Below are 14,198 nucleotides of genomic sequence, written 5' to 3' on the forward strand. Positions count from 1 at the left end.
GCCCGACGTGGCCGCCTATCAGTGCTTCGGGTCTTCCTGCAGCACTCCGTTGTGCAGCACCAGGGTGCGATCCATCCGCCCCGCCAGATGGGTGTCATGAGTGACCAGGATGAAGCTGGTGCCGATCTCCCGGTTGAGTTCCAGCATCAGCGCGTAGACCTGCGCGGCATTGCCCTCGTCGAGGTTGCCGGTGGGTTCGTCACCGAGCACGCAGGCGGGCCTGGTCACCAGCGCACGCGCCACCGCACAGCGCTGGCGCTCGCCACCGGACAGTTCCGACGGCTTGTGGTGGGTGCGCCCGCCCAGGCCTACCCGTTCCAGCAGCGTGCCGGCCTGACGCTGTGCCTCGGCAATCGCGGTGCCGCGGATCAGCAATGGCATGCACACGTTTTCCAGCGCGGTGAACTCGGGCAGCAGGTGATGGAACTGGTAGATGAAACCGAGCGAGCGATTGCGCACGCGGCCGCGTTCGGCATCGGAGAGCTTCGACAGCACGCGACCATCCACCTCCACCTCGCCGGCGGTCAGCGTGTCCAGCCCACCGATGATGTGCAGCAGCGTGCTCTTGCCCGAACCGGAGGCGCCGACGATCGCCATCGTCTCGCCGCGCTTCAGGGTGAAGCTGACGTCGTTCAGCACCTCGGTGCGCAGGCCGCCTTCGTCGTAGGTCTTGGCGACATGGCTGGCGCGCAGCACGTTTTCACCGGATTGATTGGTAGCCGTCGGGTTCATGGCAGTCTTATTCATAGCGCAGCGCCTGCGCCGGCTGCGTGCGCGACGCGCGCCACGCGGGATAGAGGGTCGCCAGCAGCGAGAAAGCGAAGGTCAGCAACGCGGTCCAGCCGACATCGTGCCAGTCCAACCGGCTCGGCACCTCGCTGATGTAATAGACGTCCGGCGACAGGAAAGTCACGTGGAAGGTGTGCTCGATCCACTTGATGATGCCCGGCAATTTCCACGACAGCAGCGAACCGAAGCCCACGCCGAAGCCGATCCCGACGAAACCCACCAGCACGCCCTGCACCATGAACATGCCCATGATGCTGCGCGGCGTGGCACCGAGCGTGCGCAGGATCGCGATGTCGGCCTGCTTGTCGGTGACCAGCATCATCAGCATCGAGATCAGGTTGATTACCGCCACCAGGATGATCAACGACAGGATCACGAACATCACCATCTTTTCCATCGACAGGGCGGCGAAGAGATTGGCGTTCGTATCCATCCAGGTCTGCACCCGGTACACCTGGCCCAGCTTGTCGGCCAGCTCGCGCGCCACCGGGCGGGCGTTGAACATGTCGTCGAGCTTCAGCCGGATGCCGGTGGGGCCGCTCATGCCGTTGAGCTTCTCGGCATCGTCCATGTTGACCAGCGCCAGGCCGGAATCGAACTGTTCCATGCCGAGTTCGAACAGGCCCACCACGTGGAAACTGCGCATCTTCGGCACGCCGCCCATCGGGGTGGCATAGAGTTGCTGCACCACCACCGTCACCCGGTCGCCGACGCTGACGCCCAGCGACATGGCCAGATCCTTGCCGAGCACGATGTTCCAGCTTTTCGGCGTCAGTTCGCTCAGCGAACCCTCGACCATGTGCTTGCTGATGTCGACGACCTTCGGTTCCTGCGCCGGCTCGATGCCGCGCAACAGCGCACCGCTGGAATGGCCTGCGCTCAGGTAGGCCTCGGCTTCCACGTACGGCGCTGCACCGAGTACATGCGGATTCGCCTCGGCAATCTGCAATGCCCGCGGCCAGTCCTGCACGCTTTCGCCAACCCCGGAAACCGTGGCGTGCGAGATCGCACCCAGGATGCGGGATTTCATCTGGTAGTCGAAGCCATTCATCACCGACATCACCGTGATCAGCGCGATCACGCTGATCGCGATGCAGACGATCGAGACGGTGGAGATGAACGAGATGAACTGGTTGCGGCGCTTGGCGCGGGTGTAGCGCAGGCCGATAAAGAGTTCGAGCGGTCGGAACATGGGTGGTCGCTTGTGGGGATCGCAGGGCGGGCCGCCCGGACGGGCATTATCCGGTATTCGGTGAGACCGCGCTGGGCTGGTGAAGTTGCCGGATCATGCAGGTCGCTGGATCAAAGCCGCGGCACGGCCTCGCCCAGTTGCACGGCCGCCAGCCGCATGCGCAGGCGGCGACGGATGTCCGCATCGCTGTTGTCCGGCGCCAGCAGCAACACCTGCATGCCCTGCTCCACCGTCTGCAGGCGCAACAGTACGAAGACGCCGAGCACACGAAACGAAGCCAAGGTGGCAGGCACATCCTCGCGATCGGCCAGATGCAGCACCCAATCATGACCGGCACTCCAGCCCGCAGCCGCGACCGGCGAATTCACCACCCTGCGCAGGGATTGCCCCGTCGCCATCAGCACTCCAGCCATCAGCAGCAGCTTCATCCAGGTCGCCAATGCACACAGCACAATGGCCAGCATCGTCAGGCTTGCGACAACGATCAACAGCCGTCGCAGCAGTCGCGACGGCCGGTATTCAAAGCCGATGGCGGGTGCGGATGTCATCGATGATCCCCTGCCAGTCCGACCGCTCCGGGCGCGCATGGCCCATCACCCAGTCCCACAGATCCGGATCCTGCACGTCGAGCAGTTCGTCGAACGCCTGCTGCTGCGCTTCGCCGGCGTCGGCAAAGCGCTCGTCCAGCCAGCTGCCGAACAAGGCATCCAGCTCGCGCGTGCCTCGGCGGGTGCGCCAGCGCAGGCGCTTGAGGCGGGCATCGTTCAAAGTTCACGCGACCGTTCGCGCTGTTCTTGCTGCTCACGTGCGATATCGGCATGAATCTGCGGCAGCGTCCTGTTCAAGTTGCCTGACATTCGTGCGTACACCTTCGGCAATCGGCCAAACACCACGACCACCAGCATGCGCGGCAAACTGAAAACACCCATGACGATAAAGAACCATGCCATCCAGCGCGCGATCGCCAGGTCATCCTGGCGATGCGGCCATTGCTGCGCGATCAGACAAATGAACACGGCTGCCAAGGCCATGAAGAGCAGCCGGACTTTCCACGAGGCATGCGGCAGCGCAAGCAGATTGAACATCGCAAGCATCCTTACCGACGAGGGGCTTGCCGCAGCTTACGCCGAACGCCGCTCCACCATCAGCTTCTTGATCTCGGCAATCGCCTTGGCCGGGTTCAGCCCCTTCGGGCAGGTACGCGTGCAGTTCATGATGGTGTGGCAGCGATACAGCTTGAACGGATCTTCCAGGTCGTCGAGCCGCTCGCCGGTCGCTTCGTCGCGGCTGTCGACGATCCAGCGGTAGGCCTGCAGCAGGATCGCCGGGCCGAGGTACTTGTCGCCATTCCACCAGTAGCTCGGGCAGCTGGTCGAGCAGCACGCGCACAGGATGCATTCGTACAGGCCATCGATCTTCTTGCGCTCTTCCGGCGACTGCAGGCGCTCGCGATCCGGTGCCGGACTCTGCGTGCGCAGCCACGGCTTGATCGAGGCGAATTGCGCGTAGAAATGGGTCAGGTCGGGCACCAGATCCTTCACCACCGGCATGTGCGGCAGCGGATAGATCTTCACGTCACCTGCGGCGCAGTCGCTGATCGCGCGGGTGCAGGCCAGCGTATTGGTACCGTCGATGTTCATCGCGCACGAACCGCAAATGCCTTCGCGGCAGGATCGACGCAGCGTGAGCGTCGAGTCGATCTCGTTCTTGATCTTCAGCAGTGCATCCAGAACCATCGGTCCGCATGCGGCAAGGTCGACCTCGTAGGTGTCGACGCGCGGGTTCTGGCCGTCATCCGGCGACCACCGATAGATGCGGAAGGTGCGCGGATTCTTGGCATCTTTCGCCGGATAATGCTTGCCGGGCTGGATCTTGGAATTCTTGGGTAGCGTGAACTCGGCCACGATTGCCTCACTCTTTCATACTTGCCGCATCAGCTCGCCTGGCGAGCGCCGGTACAACGTTTGCAGATCAGTAAACGCGCTTCTTGGGTGGCACCACTTCGACCTCGTCGGTCAGGGTGTACATGTGTACCGGACGGAAGTCGAAGTTGCTCTTGCCGGCCTCGTCCACCTTCACCAGCGTGTGCTTCATCCATTCGGCGTCGTTGCGATCGGGGAAGTCCTCGCGCGCATGACCGCCGCGGCTTTCCGTACGCTGCTGGGCCGAGTGCATGGTGGCAACGGCCTGATCCAGCAGGTTGGCCAGCTCCAGCGTCTCGATCAGGTCGGAATTCCACACCAGCGAACGATCGCTGACGCGTACGTCCTTGAACGATTCGCGCACCGCGGAAATCTTCTCGGAACCTTCCTTCAGCGTACTGCCGGTGCGGAACACCGCCGCATCGCTCTGCATGATGCGCTGCATTTCCAGGCGGATCTGCGCCGTGGGCTTGCTGCCGTTGGCATTGCGCAGGCCATCGAAACGGGCCAGCGCCTTGTCGAGAATGGTCGTCGGCAGATCCTTGTGCGCCGTCTCCGGCTTGATCAGCTCGGCGCAGCGATGCGCCACCGCGCGGCCGAACACCACCAGGTCGAGCAGCGAGTTGGAACCGAGGCGGTTCGCACCATGCACCGACACGCAGGCCGCCTCGCCGATCGCGAACAGGCCGGGCACGATCGCATCGACGTCGTCACCCTTCTTCTGCACGACTTCGCCGTGGTAGTTGGTCGGGATGCCGCCCATGTTGTAGTGCACCGTCGGGATGACCGGGATCGGCTCCTTGGTCACGTCCACGCCGGCAAAGATGCGCGCCGATTCGGCGATGCCCGGCAAGCGCTCGTGAATCACATCCGCGCCCAGGTGCATGAGGTTGATGAAGATGTGGTCCTTGTGCTCGCCGACGCCGCGGCCCTCGCGGATCTCCATCGTCATCGCGCGGCTGACCACGTCGCGCGAAGCCAGATCCTTCGCGTTCGGCGCGTAGCGCTCCATGAATCTCTCGCCTTCGGAGTTGGTGAGGTAACCACCCTCGCCGCGCACGCCCTCGGTGATCAGGCAGCCGGCGCCGTAGATGCCGGTCGGATGGAACTGCACGAACTCCATGTCCTGCAGCGCGAGGCCCGCGCGCAGCACCATGCCGCCGCCGTCACCGGTGCAGGTATGCGCCGAGGTGGCGCTGAAGTAGGCGCGACCGTAACCACCGGTCGCCATCACCACCGCATGGCCGCGGAAGAAATGCAGGGTGCCCTCGTTCATGTCGAGCGCGAGCACGCCACGGCAAACACCTGCTTCGTCGAAGATCAGGTCGATCGCGAAGTATTCGATGAAGAACGTGGCGTCATGCGCCAGTGCCTGCTGGTACAGCGTGTGCAGGATCGCGTGGCCGGTACGGTCGGCCGCGGCGCAGGTGCGCTGCGCGGTGCCCTTGCCGTAATGCGTGGTCATGCCGCCGAACGGGCGCTGGTAGATCTTGCCTTCCTCGGTACGCGAGAACGGCACGCCGTAATGTTCCAGCTCGATGATCGAGGGAATCGCCTCGCGGCACATGTACTCGATCGCGTCCTGGTCGCCAAGCCAGTCGGAACCCTTGACGGTGTCGTAGAAGTGGAAGCGCCAGTCGTCCTCGCCCATGTTGCCGAGCGCGGCCGAGATGCCGCCCTGCGCCGCCACAGTGTGCGAGCGGGTCGGGAACACCTTGGTGATGCAGGCCGCCTTGAGGCCCTTCTCGGCCAGGCCGAAGGTGGCACGCAAACCGGCGCCACCGGCGCCGACCACGATCACGTCGTACAGATGTTGCCGGACTTTATAAGTATCCAACTTGTTGCTTTCCATGAAATCTCGACCTTCGCGTCTTATGGGGTCAGCGCAATGCGCAAAACGGCAAGCACGCTGGCCAGCGCGCCCAGCACCGCGAGGAACTTGATTGCCACCAGCAGGACGACTTCCTTCCAGCGGATATGCACGTAATCCTCGATCACCACCTGCAGGCCGAGCACGGCATGCCAGAACATGGTGAGCACGAATGCGATCAGCAGCAACGCGTTCCACGGCCTGGCGACCGCCGCATGGGCGGTGGCGTAGTCGGCGTGCAGCAGGCACAGCACGGTGGCGACGAACCACAAGCCAAGCAGCACCAAGGCGGCGGCAGTTACCCGCTGGGTCCACCAGTGCCCCACACCGGACTGGGACGAGCCCAGTCCACGTGCCGTCTTCAACGGGTTGCGCCGATCCTTGATGGCGATGCTCTTCGTGTTCATGCCGCGCCTCCTGCCATCAATACGTAAGCCCATACAAGTACGGTGAGAACGATGCTGCCGGCAATCGACAACCAGCTGGAGCGCACGAACTGCGGAATCTCGTAACCGGCACCCGCATCCTGGATCAGGTGGCGGATGCCGTTGCACAGGTGATAGAACAGTGCCCAGCTCCAGCCCACCAGCAGCACCATGCCGACCGGGCTGCCGATGATCCCCTTGAAGTGGTTGAAGCTGTCCTCGCCCGCCGCCAGATGCAGCAGTCCACCGACCACCAGCAAGCTGCCGACAGCCAATGCGATGCCGGTGGCGCGGTGCGTGATGGAGGTCATCATCTGCACCTGCCGCTTGTAGATCTGGAGATGCGGTGAGAGCGGTCGTTGCGTGTCTGCCATGGCGGCTATCCTGTGTGGAATCGCTGATGTCCGTGCCACATCGTCCTCTGCTCTCTGCCCGGCGACAACGATCGCCGCGGCGGCCGCTCAGAAGTCGATGCAGCGCCCGTTCTTTTCCCAGTCGCCGTAGCGCGTGGGATCAGGAGCCGGTCGCTCCACCGCCACCTTGTCCTGCGCCGGCCGCTCGGGCACGGCGACTGGTTCCGCCGGAACGGAAGCAGGTTGAGACTCAGTCGGGGAGGAAGTATCGGACATGGTTTTTGTTAGCCGCGAAAGGTTAATACTTGCGGCAAAGCAGCACAACCTCGATCCGACCCACGCCACTTGTGCTTGAGCCCGACCACCCCAACCTGTGTTGACCTATGCCGACACCCTACCCTGCGGAAACTCTGCTGCTCGAAGGCCCGGACGCGATCACGTTCGCGCAGGCCCAGTTCAGCAGCAAGGTCAGTTCACTCGTGATCGGACAATGGCAGTTCAGTGCATGGCTCGATCCGCAAGGTCGCGTACGCGCGCTGTTCCATCTCGCCAGGCTCGCCGACGATCGGCTGCTGGTGCTGCTGCGTGGCGGCAGCGCCGCCGTCTTGGTCGATGCACTGCGGCGTTTCGTGTTCCGCTCGAAACTCACGTTGACAGCATTGCCACCACGCACGCTGACCACCGGACCCGTACAAGCGATGCATGCGATCCATGGTGCAGTGGAAACACTTTCGTTCGGGTGCGGCACGCACAGCATGCAGATCACGATCGAAGATAGTCGCGACGATGCGTGGCGCCTGCTGCAACTGCGCGCGGGCTGGCCCTGGCTGCCCGCGCAAGTGTTGAACGAATTGCTGCCACCGGCGCTGTCGCTGCATCGCCTGCAGGCCGTCGCCATCGACAAGGGCTGTTATCCAGGCCAGGAAATCGTTGCGCGACTGCACTATCGCGGCGGCCACAAACGCCACTTGCATGGCGTCGTCTTGTCGCAGTTGGCGAATGCCGGTGAGGCATTGCGTTTCGATGAACGTGAAGTCGGCTGCCTGCTCGATGTCATCGACACGGACGCTGGTGTCGAAGCGCTCGCGGTATTGAATGACGATGTTGTTGCGCAGGCTATGAATGGACGTCTAAATGCATTTGACGACAACCTGGTGATTCGTCTCGACACACAATGGCCGGCATGAGTAATGCATGACATCGACAAGAAAATTCGTCATGGCACTTGTCAACGCAAGATGAGCATCAGTTAAACTTCACCCACTCGGCACTTGCCAGCGGATATCTCCGCCGTTACGCTCCGCCGACTGAATATCGCGGCATCCGGAACACGGGGTGTCGAAATACGCGACGAACCGGATGTATCCGACATCGGCGCGACCCGGCAGCAAGATCGCCGGATGACATGCCGCCTCGCAGCAACGAGTGCGGATGAAGTTGCAGGCAACACGGCCGACCCGGCCCGCGCATCGCCCTTGCAGCACTCAATCCAGATCGGCACAGACTACGCCGCTCGTACCGCCACAATCCCGTGGCAAAGCGTCCAGCCACAAGTTTCGGCTGCGGCGATCAATCCAGATGGAACGGCCTGCCAGCCCGTCCATCGCAACGGCGCACAAGACCTGAAATCCGGTTTTGCGCGTACAGCACGTTGGAGGCAGAAACATGAAACTTTCCATGCTGTTGTGGCTTACTTCACTGATGCCCCAGCCCGTCGCCGATCATGCCTGCCTGGCCACCACGGTGTATCTGGAAGCCCGCAGCGAGCCCACCATCGGCCAGCTCGCCGTCGCCGAAGTCGCATTGCGTCGCCGCGATCGCGGCCAGTGGGGCAATACCGTATGCAAGGTGGTCACTGCGCCGCATCAGTTTGCAACCACCACCACGTCGGGCTCGTTCGAGATCGACAATCTGGAATCGTTCAGCAAGGCGTGGGAAATTGCCGGACGATCACTGCACAACTGGCAGCTGCCCCTCGCTGAGCGTCGCATGCTGGTACCGCACGCCGATCATTTCGCCACCATCGCGATCAGCCCGGCCTGGTCACGCAACCGCCCCAGCGTCACGATCGGCGAACATGCGTTCTATGCAGTGAACTGATCAGCGGAGAAATTCCAAAACAAAAAAAGCCCTCGCATGAGGGCTTTTTTGTTTTGGACGTCCATATGCATGGATGTCTATTTGAAAACCACCCTACTTGAAAATCATCGCGCGTAGACCAGGCCGTCACGCACCTCGACATAGTCGCCATTCCGCACACCAGGATTGGGGCGCTGGGTTACCGTGGCGTACTGACCATTGTCCAGTCGCACGACAATTCGCCATCCCGTGCCGTTGCCATCACTGCGCTGACCGACCTGGTTGCCCACAGCGCCACCAGCCACCGCACCAACCACGGTGGCGGCCGTACGACCGTCGCCCTTGCCGATCGTGCTGCCCAGTACGCCACCAGCCACTGCGCCGATGATCGTTCCAAGCGTGCTGTTATTGGTGCCATTGCTTATGTAAATCTGCTGCACATCCTGCACCACGCCACAGGTCTGGCAACGAACCCGGCCACCATAGCCACTTGGCGGTGGCGGCTGATAACCATAGCCGTTGTTGTATGGCTGAGTAACGCAGCCAGCCAGCGCAAGACTGCCCGCTACTGCGGCGGCCAGGGCGAACTTGTGTATCAATGCGTTCATGACCACTTCCTTTGGTAGGTAAGCCCGTTCAGCGGGCGTCGGATACCGCAGTCACACCTTCCTGGACTTGCACCCGATCACCCGGATCGTGATCCATGCGTACAGTGCGGGTGACGCCGTTGTACACGTAACGCACGTCGTAAGCGACGATCTGTGATCCAGTGTTTTGCACGGTACTGCACTGACGCTCCACCGACGAGGTCACCTGGGGCTGCTGACGGCTTGCCTCGATGCGATTGCCGGCATAACCGCCACCGACGGCACCGGCCACCGTGGCCAGCGTATTGCCCTTGCCACCACCGACCATGTGGCCAAGCAGACCACCGGCCACGGCACCGATCGCAGTACCGGCAATCCGGTGCTGATCCTTCGGCGGCGCCGTATGGGTCACCGTCTGATCGTGGCAGACCTGTCTGGGATTGTTCACCGTCTGGCGCACCGGGTCGACACTGACGACCTTGGCGTACCTGACGCCATTGTCCGCATTGGCACCGGCATCGTCAGATGCGCCCGACACGGCTGCTGCCGCACCATTGGCGGCCGCTGCTCCAGTACCCGCATCCGCACTGCGGTTGCAGGCCGCCAGACTCATCGCGAGCGCCACGGCTATACCGATATTGAGAGCACTCACTGTCAACCTGTTCATCTCGACCCTCTCCTCTGTTATGCATGTGTAATGCCGATGCGGCGCATCATCGCAATTACCTGCGCCGCCTATTGAACCGCCGTGCGGCTGAATCAGAGCTAGCTCGCACTCGTTACATTATCTTCACGCCAAGATCGCAGATCTCTCGGCCACCGCACGGAATGCACCATGCTCCAGCTCGTCGACAGCCACGTCCACCTCGATGATGATGCCTTCGCGACCGATCGCGACGCCGTGATCGGGCGCGCCCATGATGCCGGCGTCAACACGATGGTCTTGCCCGCGGTCGATGCGGCCAGCTGGCCGCTGATCCAGACGCTTTGCGCAAGCCATCGGGGGCTGTTTCCGGCGTTCGGCCTGCACCCGATGTTTCTGGCCAGGCACGCACCCGAGCATGTCGGCGCACTGTCTGCGTGGCTCGACGCCAACGACGCGGTGGCCGTTGGCGAAATTGGCCTGGATTTCCATGTGGATGGTCTCGACCGCGATCGCCAGCGGCAGTATTTCACCGGTCAGCTGCAGCTGGCACGCGCACGAAAGCTGCCGGTGATCGTGCATGCGCGCAGCGCACTGGAGGAAGTGACCCTCACCTTGCGCCGGACTGGTGGCCTGCGCGGCGTGGTGCACAGCTTCTCCGGCAGCGAGCAGCAGGCCCGGCATCTATGGGACATGGGGTTTTGCATCGGCATCGGTGGCCCGGTGACCTACGAGCGTGCCCAACGCCTGCGTCGCATCGTGGCACAAATGCCGATCGAGTTTCTGCTGCTGGAAAGCGACGCACCGGACCAGCCGGATACCGCCCATCGCGGCGAGCGCAACGAACCGGCGCGCATCACGGAAGTACTGCGCTGCATCGCAACGCTGCGCGGTGAATCGGAGGCGGCGATTGCCGCAGCCACTACGGCCAACGCTCGTCGCCTGTTCGACCTGGATCGGCGCAGCAACTAGCCCTGCTGTCATATTCCCCGACGACACTTGCGAACTACGGCCAGCCCTTGCTACATTTTACTTCATCAGTGAAATATGATTTGGTGAAATGGCTCAACTGACAAATTGCATCGCAATGATGAACGAAGGCATCGAACGGGTGAGCCAGATCATCCCGCAGATGCCTGCGGTCGAGGCGCGGCTGTGCCGGTTGATGCTGATGGTGGGCAGCAGTCTCGAAGAGGAGCTCGAGTTCAAGCTGAAGCCACACAAGCTCAACCACAGTGACTTTCTCACCCTGATGATCCTGTACAGCCGTCCGGATGGCAGCTCCACGCCGGGCGAACTGTGTGAGTTCGCCACCCAGGGCGCCACCAACATGACGCGCATCACCAATGCGCTGGTCAAGCGCGGGTTGATCACCCGCGGCGCCAGCGCGGAGGACCGGCGCCGGGTGCTGATCCGCATCACACCGGCAGGCAAACGCTTCGTGCAGAAAATGCTGCCGCCGATGTTTCCCCGCGTCAGTGCGATGTTTGCCAACTTCAGCGATGCCGACAAACGCAACCTGAGCCGACTGCTGGGCAAGCTCGCACACAATCTCGATCAGCTGGATCCGGACACCCAGCCATGAAGGCCACGAAATGAAGAAGGTCCTGATGAAACATCTTTCGCTTCATCGCACTGCCATCGCAACGGCACTGGCACTTCTGCTGGCAGCATGCGCGATACCGTCCAGGCTGAACCACCCGAACTTGCGCGACGACGTGCCGCTTGCCGGCTTGCAGGCACCTGCGCGCACCGGGTGGCCAGATGCCGAGTGGTGGCGCGCCTACGGCGATCCGCAGCTGGACCAGCTGATCGCGATAGCCATGCAGCATTCACCGGATCTGGAGCAGGCGCAGAGCCGTGTGGTCAACGCCGAACAGTCGGTACGTCTTGCCGCTGCCCAGGCTGGCCTCAACGTCAATGGCAGTGCGCAGTTCGAGCGCCAGCGCCTCAGCAAAAACGGCATCATCAGCCTGCTGCCGCAGAACATCCCGATCGACCCCTGGTACAACCAGAGCGATCTCGGCCTGCAGGCGAAATACACCTTCGACTGGTGGGGCAAGAAGCGCTCGAGCATCGAGGCAGCCCTTGACCAGGCGCATGCCGCCGAGGCACAACGAAGCGCCGCCGCCTTGACGATCCAGAACGCCGTGGCCGATACCTATTTCGGCTGGCAAGGCGACCAGGCGCGCCTGGCCCTCTCCACCCAACTGGTCAGCGCACAGGAAAAATTCGTGCGCATCGCCGAACTGCGTGTCGCACAGGGTGTGGATCTTGCCGACACCGCGCAGCAGGCCAAGGCGCAGCTCGCTGCGGCGCGCGAGATGCATGTCGCCCTGCACGGTTCGGCCGAGATCCGCAAGGTGGCGCTCGCTTCCCTGCTTGGCATTGCACCGGCAGACCTTCCCGCCCTGCAGCCACGGGCGCTGCCCGAAGTGGACAGCCGCATCCCCGCCGATGCACGGCTCGACCTGATTGCGCGTCGTCCCGACATCGCCGCCAGCCGCTGGCAGGTCGAAGCAGCATTGAAGCAGACCGACGTGGCGCGTGCGCAGTTCTTTCCGGACATCGGCATCAGCGCCATGGCCGGCCTGTCCAGCATCGACATGGGCAAGCTGCTCGAGGCCGGAAGCCGCACTTTTGCATTGACCCCCGCGCTGCATCTTCCGATCTTCGAAGGCGGCCAGCTGAAGGCTAATTACGGCGTCAGCAAGGCGCAGCTCGCGGCCGCTGTGTCGCAATACAACAGCACCGTAGTCAGCGCCGCGCGTGATGTCGCAACCCAGGCACTCACCGCACAACAGATCGCTGCACGGCGTCAGGAACAGTCCGCACAGATCGCCGCCAACGAGCGCCTGCTGGCCACCGCGCAAGCCCGCGCCCATCAGGGCGTGCGCGATGCGCGCGAAAGTCTCGCGGCGGCAGCGCAATTGCTGCAGCAACGGGACGATGCTGCCAGCCTGCAGGCCCAGGCCGTATCCACGGATCTGGCCCTGATCAAGGCACTCGGCGGCGGTTACCGGACTACCGGTGAAATCAGCAACGCCAGCCAGACACCCCCTTCCCCTTCAAATCCGTCCGGAGACGACGCCGATGAGCGCCACTGAGTCCGACAAGACCGTCAACAAGACCGCTGACGACAACGACAGCGGCCTGGCGGCGAAGAATCCGGCCAAGCGCCGCAAGACGCTGCTGATCCTGCTGCTGGTGTTCGTGCTGATCGGCGTGATCTGGTTCCTGCTGTGGACGCTGGTATTTTCCCGGCGCGAAACCACCGACAACGCCTATGTCGGCGGCAACCAGGTAGCCATCTCCGCCCAGGTACCGGGCACTGTGGTGGCGATTCTTGCCGACGATACCCAGCACGTCGAGGCCGGCCAGGTCCTGGTCAAGCTGGACAGCACCGACGCCAGCGTACGCCTGAGCCAGGCGCGCAGCGCATTGGCACAGGCCGTACGGCAGGTGCGCCAGCAGACCGATTCCGCCAACGGCAGCGATGCCGCGGTCGCCGCACGCCAGATCGACCTGAAGAAGGCCGAAGCCGACCTCAAGCGGCGCCTGCCGCTGATCGCCCAGCAGGCCGAGGCGCCGGAAACCATCCAGCACCTGCGCGACGCCGTCGACCAGGCCCGCGCCGCGCTGACCTCGGCCCAGGCGCAGGCCTCCGCCGAACACGCCTCGATCGAAGGCACCGACATCGCCAACAATCCGGCGGTGCTGCAGGCGCGCGCGAATTTCCGTGCCGCCTGGGTCGCGGCTCAGCGCAACACGATCTACGCGCCGGTGTCCGGCTACGTGGCGCAGCGCAGCGTGCAGCTGGGCAACAGCGTGCAGGCGGGTCAACAGCTGATGACCGTGCTGCCGCTGCATGATTTGTGGATCGATGCCAACTTCAAGGAAAGCCAGCTGCGCCACGTCCGCATCGGCCAGCCGGCCAAGATCGAGACCGATATCTACGGCAGCAGCGTCGAATATCACGGCAAGGTGATTGGCCTGGGTGCCGGCACAGGCAGCGTGTTCTCGCTGCTGCCGGCGCAGAACGCCACCGGCAACTGGATCAAGGTGGTACAGCGTGTTCCCGTGCGCATTGCACTGGACAACCAGGAACTGGACAAGCATCCGCTGCGCATCGGCCTGTCCAGCGATGTCACCGTCGACATTACCGATGACCGTGGCGCCGTGCTGGCACCGCAGACCGAGCATCCGGCCGTAGCCGAAACCGCCGTATACGAGCAGATGGCCAGCAAGGCCGATGCCGAAGCCGACCAGGTGATCCGGGCCAACCTGAGCGCATCCAGCAACACCGGCGGCAACCACTCGAACTGAGGCTGAACCCAA

The 14,198-nt window shown here is 63.2% G+C and carries 18 protein-coding genes; 6 read left to right on the plus strand and 12 right to left on the minus strand.

Features of this window, described 5'->3' with window-relative positions; all coding sequences use genetic code 11:
* Positions 1 to 18 precede the first annotated feature (18 nt).
* The 10 genes from lolD to ACYVKM_RS11535 all read right to left on the minus strand — a co-directional run bounded on the left by lolD (position 19) and on the right by ACYVKM_RS11535 (position 6,764).
* A complete protein-coding gene (lolD, locus tag ACYVKM_RS11490; RefSeq protein ID WP_460877717.1) occupies positions 19 to 747 on the minus strand; it encodes a lipoprotein-releasing ABC transporter ATP-binding protein LolD in 729 nt (242 codons plus the stop codon).
* The gene (locus ACYVKM_RS11495; RefSeq protein ID WP_460877718.1) at positions 740 to 1,981 is read right to left on the minus strand and encodes a lipoprotein-releasing ABC transporter permease subunit; all 1,242 of its coding nucleotides are present in this window, start codon (positions 1,979 to 1,981) and stop codon (positions 740 to 742) included. The genes lolD and ACYVKM_RS11495 overlap by 8 nt, the downstream gene beginning before the upstream one ends.
* Before the next feature lie 110 nt (positions 1,982 to 2,091).
* Complete coding sequence (locus tag ACYVKM_RS11500) at positions 2,092 to 2,529, minus strand: protein YgfX (protein WP_460877719.1); 438 nt, start codon at positions 2,527 to 2,529, stop codon at positions 2,092 to 2,094.
* Entirely contained in the window at positions 2,501 to 2,749 is a 249-nt protein-coding gene (locus ACYVKM_RS11505) for an FAD assembly factor SdhE (RefSeq protein WP_460877720.1), read from the minus strand. Before ACYVKM_RS11505 ends, ACYVKM_RS11500 begins: the two co-directional genes overlap by 29 nt.
* Positions 2,746 to 3,066: a hypothetical protein gene (locus ACYVKM_RS11510; protein WP_460877721.1), complete on the minus strand. Its 321-nt coding sequence runs from the start codon at positions 3,064 to 3,066 to the stop codon at positions 2,746 to 2,748. The genes ACYVKM_RS11505 and ACYVKM_RS11510 overlap by 4 nt, the downstream gene beginning before the upstream one ends.
* 36 nt (positions 3,067 to 3,102) lie before the next feature.
* Positions 3,103 to 3,885: a succinate dehydrogenase iron-sulfur subunit gene (locus ACYVKM_RS11515; protein WP_460877722.1), complete on the minus strand. Its 783-nt coding sequence runs from the start codon at positions 3,883 to 3,885 to the stop codon at positions 3,103 to 3,105.
* 67 nt (positions 3,886 to 3,952) lie between these two features.
* Positions 3,953 to 5,755, minus strand: coding sequence for a succinate dehydrogenase flavoprotein subunit (gene sdhA, locus ACYVKM_RS11520; RefSeq protein ID WP_460877723.1), 1,803 nt, complete (start codon positions 5,753 to 5,755; stop codon positions 3,953 to 3,955).
* A gap of 20 nt (positions 5,756 to 5,775) precedes the next feature.
* A complete protein-coding gene (sdhD, locus tag ACYVKM_RS11525; protein ID WP_460877724.1) occupies positions 5,776 to 6,180 on the minus strand; it encodes a succinate dehydrogenase, hydrophobic membrane anchor protein in 405 nt (134 codons plus the stop codon).
* Positions 6,177 to 6,572 carry a succinate dehydrogenase, cytochrome b556 subunit gene (sdhC, locus tag ACYVKM_RS11530; protein ID WP_460877725.1) on the minus strand — a complete coding sequence of 132 codons (396 nt, stop codon included), beginning with the start codon at positions 6,570 to 6,572 and terminating at the stop codon, positions 6,177 to 6,179. Before sdhC ends, sdhD begins: the two co-directional genes overlap by 4 nt.
* Positions 6,573 to 6,659: 87 nt before the next feature.
* On the minus strand, positions 6,660 to 6,764 hold the full coding sequence (locus ACYVKM_RS11535) for a DUF1674 domain-containing protein (RefSeq protein ID WP_460877726.1): 105 nt from the start codon (positions 6,762 to 6,764) through the stop codon (positions 6,660 to 6,662).
* 170 nt (positions 6,765 to 6,934) lie between these two features.
* On the opposite strand from ACYVKM_RS11535, the gene ygfZ reads away from it, so the two are divergent.
* Together ygfZ and ACYVKM_RS11545 are read left to right on the plus strand one after the other, a co-directional pair.
* The gene (gene ygfZ / locus ACYVKM_RS11540; RefSeq protein ID WP_460877727.1) at positions 6,935 to 7,738 is read left to right on the plus strand and encodes a CAF17-like 4Fe-4S cluster assembly/insertion protein YgfZ; all 804 of its coding nucleotides are present in this window, start codon (positions 6,935 to 6,937) and stop codon (positions 7,736 to 7,738) included.
* 478 nt (positions 7,739 to 8,216) lie between these two features.
* Entirely contained in the window at positions 8,217 to 8,651 is a 435-nt protein-coding gene (locus ACYVKM_RS11545) for a cell wall hydrolase (RefSeq protein WP_460877728.1), read from the plus strand.
* A gap of 104 nt (positions 8,652 to 8,755) precedes the next feature.
* Here the strand turns inward: ACYVKM_RS11545 and ACYVKM_RS11550 are convergent, their stop codons facing one another.
* Both ACYVKM_RS11550 and ACYVKM_RS11555 read right to left on the minus strand, forming a co-directional pair.
* Positions 8,756 to 9,238: an outer membrane lipoprotein gene (locus ACYVKM_RS11550; RefSeq protein ID WP_460877729.1), complete on the minus strand. Its 483-nt coding sequence runs from the start codon at positions 9,236 to 9,238 to the stop codon at positions 8,756 to 8,758.
* Between the two features lie 28 nt (positions 9,239 to 9,266).
* Positions 9,267 to 9,884 carry a glycine zipper 2TM domain-containing protein gene (locus tag ACYVKM_RS11555; protein ID WP_460877730.1) on the minus strand — a complete coding sequence of 206 codons (618 nt, stop codon included), beginning with the start codon at positions 9,882 to 9,884 and terminating at the stop codon, positions 9,267 to 9,269.
* 168 nt (positions 9,885 to 10,052) lie between these two features.
* On the opposite strand from ACYVKM_RS11555, the gene ACYVKM_RS11560 reads away from it, so the two are divergent.
* The 4 genes from ACYVKM_RS11560 to ACYVKM_RS11575 all read left to right on the plus strand — a co-directional run bounded on the left by ACYVKM_RS11560 (position 10,053) and on the right by ACYVKM_RS11575 (position 14,186).
* The gene (locus ACYVKM_RS11560; RefSeq protein WP_460877731.1) at positions 10,053 to 10,832 is read left to right on the plus strand and encodes a TatD family hydrolase; all 780 of its coding nucleotides are present in this window, start codon (positions 10,053 to 10,055) and stop codon (positions 10,830 to 10,832) included.
* Between the two features lie 88 nt (positions 10,833 to 10,920).
* A complete protein-coding gene (locus ACYVKM_RS11565; RefSeq protein WP_460877732.1) occupies positions 10,921 to 11,445 on the plus strand; it encodes a MarR family winged helix-turn-helix transcriptional regulator in 525 nt (174 codons plus the stop codon).
* Positions 11,446 to 11,470: 25 nt separating this feature from the next.
* Positions 11,471 to 12,967 (plus strand): efflux transporter outer membrane subunit, encoded by a 1,497-nt coding sequence (locus tag ACYVKM_RS11570; protein ID WP_460877733.1) that lies wholly within the window; start codon positions 11,471 to 11,473, stop codon positions 12,965 to 12,967.
* Positions 12,954 to 14,186: an HlyD family secretion protein gene (locus ACYVKM_RS11575; RefSeq protein WP_460877734.1), complete on the plus strand. Its 1,233-nt coding sequence runs from the start codon at positions 12,954 to 12,956 to the stop codon at positions 14,184 to 14,186. The genes ACYVKM_RS11570 and ACYVKM_RS11575 overlap by 14 nt, the downstream gene beginning before the upstream one ends.
* Positions 14,187 to 14,198 lie beyond the last annotated feature (12 nt).

This window comes from Rhodanobacter koreensis (assembly GCF_054782855.1).

Excerpts from the sequence above, each read along its gene's own strand:
- ACYVKM_RS11545 (WP_460877728.1), top strand. The coding sequence starts at position 8,217 with ATGAAACTTTCCATGCTGTTGTGGCTTACTTCACTGATGCCCCAGCCC.
- ACYVKM_RS11555 (WP_460877730.1), bottom strand. The coding sequence starts at position 9,884 with ATGAACAGGTTGACAGTGAGTGCTCTCAATATCGGTATAGCCGTGGCG.
- ACYVKM_RS11560 (WP_460877731.1), top strand. The coding sequence starts at position 10,053 with ATGCTCCAGCTCGTCGACAGCCACGTCCACCTCGATGATGATGCCTTC.
- ACYVKM_RS11500 (WP_460877719.1), bottom strand. The coding sequence starts at position 2,529 with ATGACATCCGCACCCGCCATCGGCTTTGAATACCGGCCGTCGCGACTG.
- ACYVKM_RS11575 (WP_460877734.1), top strand. The coding sequence starts at position 12,954 with ATGAGCGCCACTGAGTCCGACAAGACCGTCAACAAGACCGCTGACGAC.
- ACYVKM_RS11510 (WP_460877721.1), bottom strand. The coding sequence starts at position 3,066 with ATGTTCAATCTGCTTGCGCTGCCGCATGCCTCGTGGAAAGTCCGGCTG.
- ACYVKM_RS11570 (WP_460877733.1), top strand. The coding sequence starts at position 11,471 with ATGAAACATCTTTCGCTTCATCGCACTGCCATCGCAACGGCACTGGCA.
- ACYVKM_RS11495 (WP_460877718.1), bottom strand. The coding sequence starts at position 1,981 with ATGTTCCGACCGCTCGAACTCTTTATCGGCCTGCGCTACACCCGCGCC.
- ACYVKM_RS11550 (WP_460877729.1), bottom strand. The coding sequence starts at position 9,238 with ATGAACGCATTGATACACAAGTTCGCCCTGGCCGCCGCAGTAGCGGGC.
- sdhD (WP_460877724.1), bottom strand. The coding sequence starts at position 6,180 with ATGAACACGAAGAGCATCGCCATCAAGGATCGGCGCAACCCGTTGAAG.
- lolD (WP_460877717.1), bottom strand. The coding sequence starts at position 747 with ATGAATAAGACTGCCATGAACCCGACGGCTACCAATCAATCCGGTGAA.
- ygfZ (WP_460877727.1), top strand. The coding sequence starts at position 6,935 with ATGCCGACACCCTACCCTGCGGAAACTCTGCTGCTCGAAGGCCCGGAC.
- sdhC (WP_460877725.1), bottom strand. The coding sequence starts at position 6,572 with ATGGCAGACACGCAACGACCGCTCTCACCGCATCTCCAGATCTACAAG.
- ACYVKM_RS11565 (WP_460877732.1), top strand. The coding sequence starts at position 10,921 with ATGGCTCAACTGACAAATTGCATCGCAATGATGAACGAAGGCATCGAA.
- sdhA (WP_460877723.1), bottom strand. The coding sequence starts at position 5,755 with ATGGAAAGCAACAAGTTGGATACTTATAAAGTCCGGCAACATCTGTAC.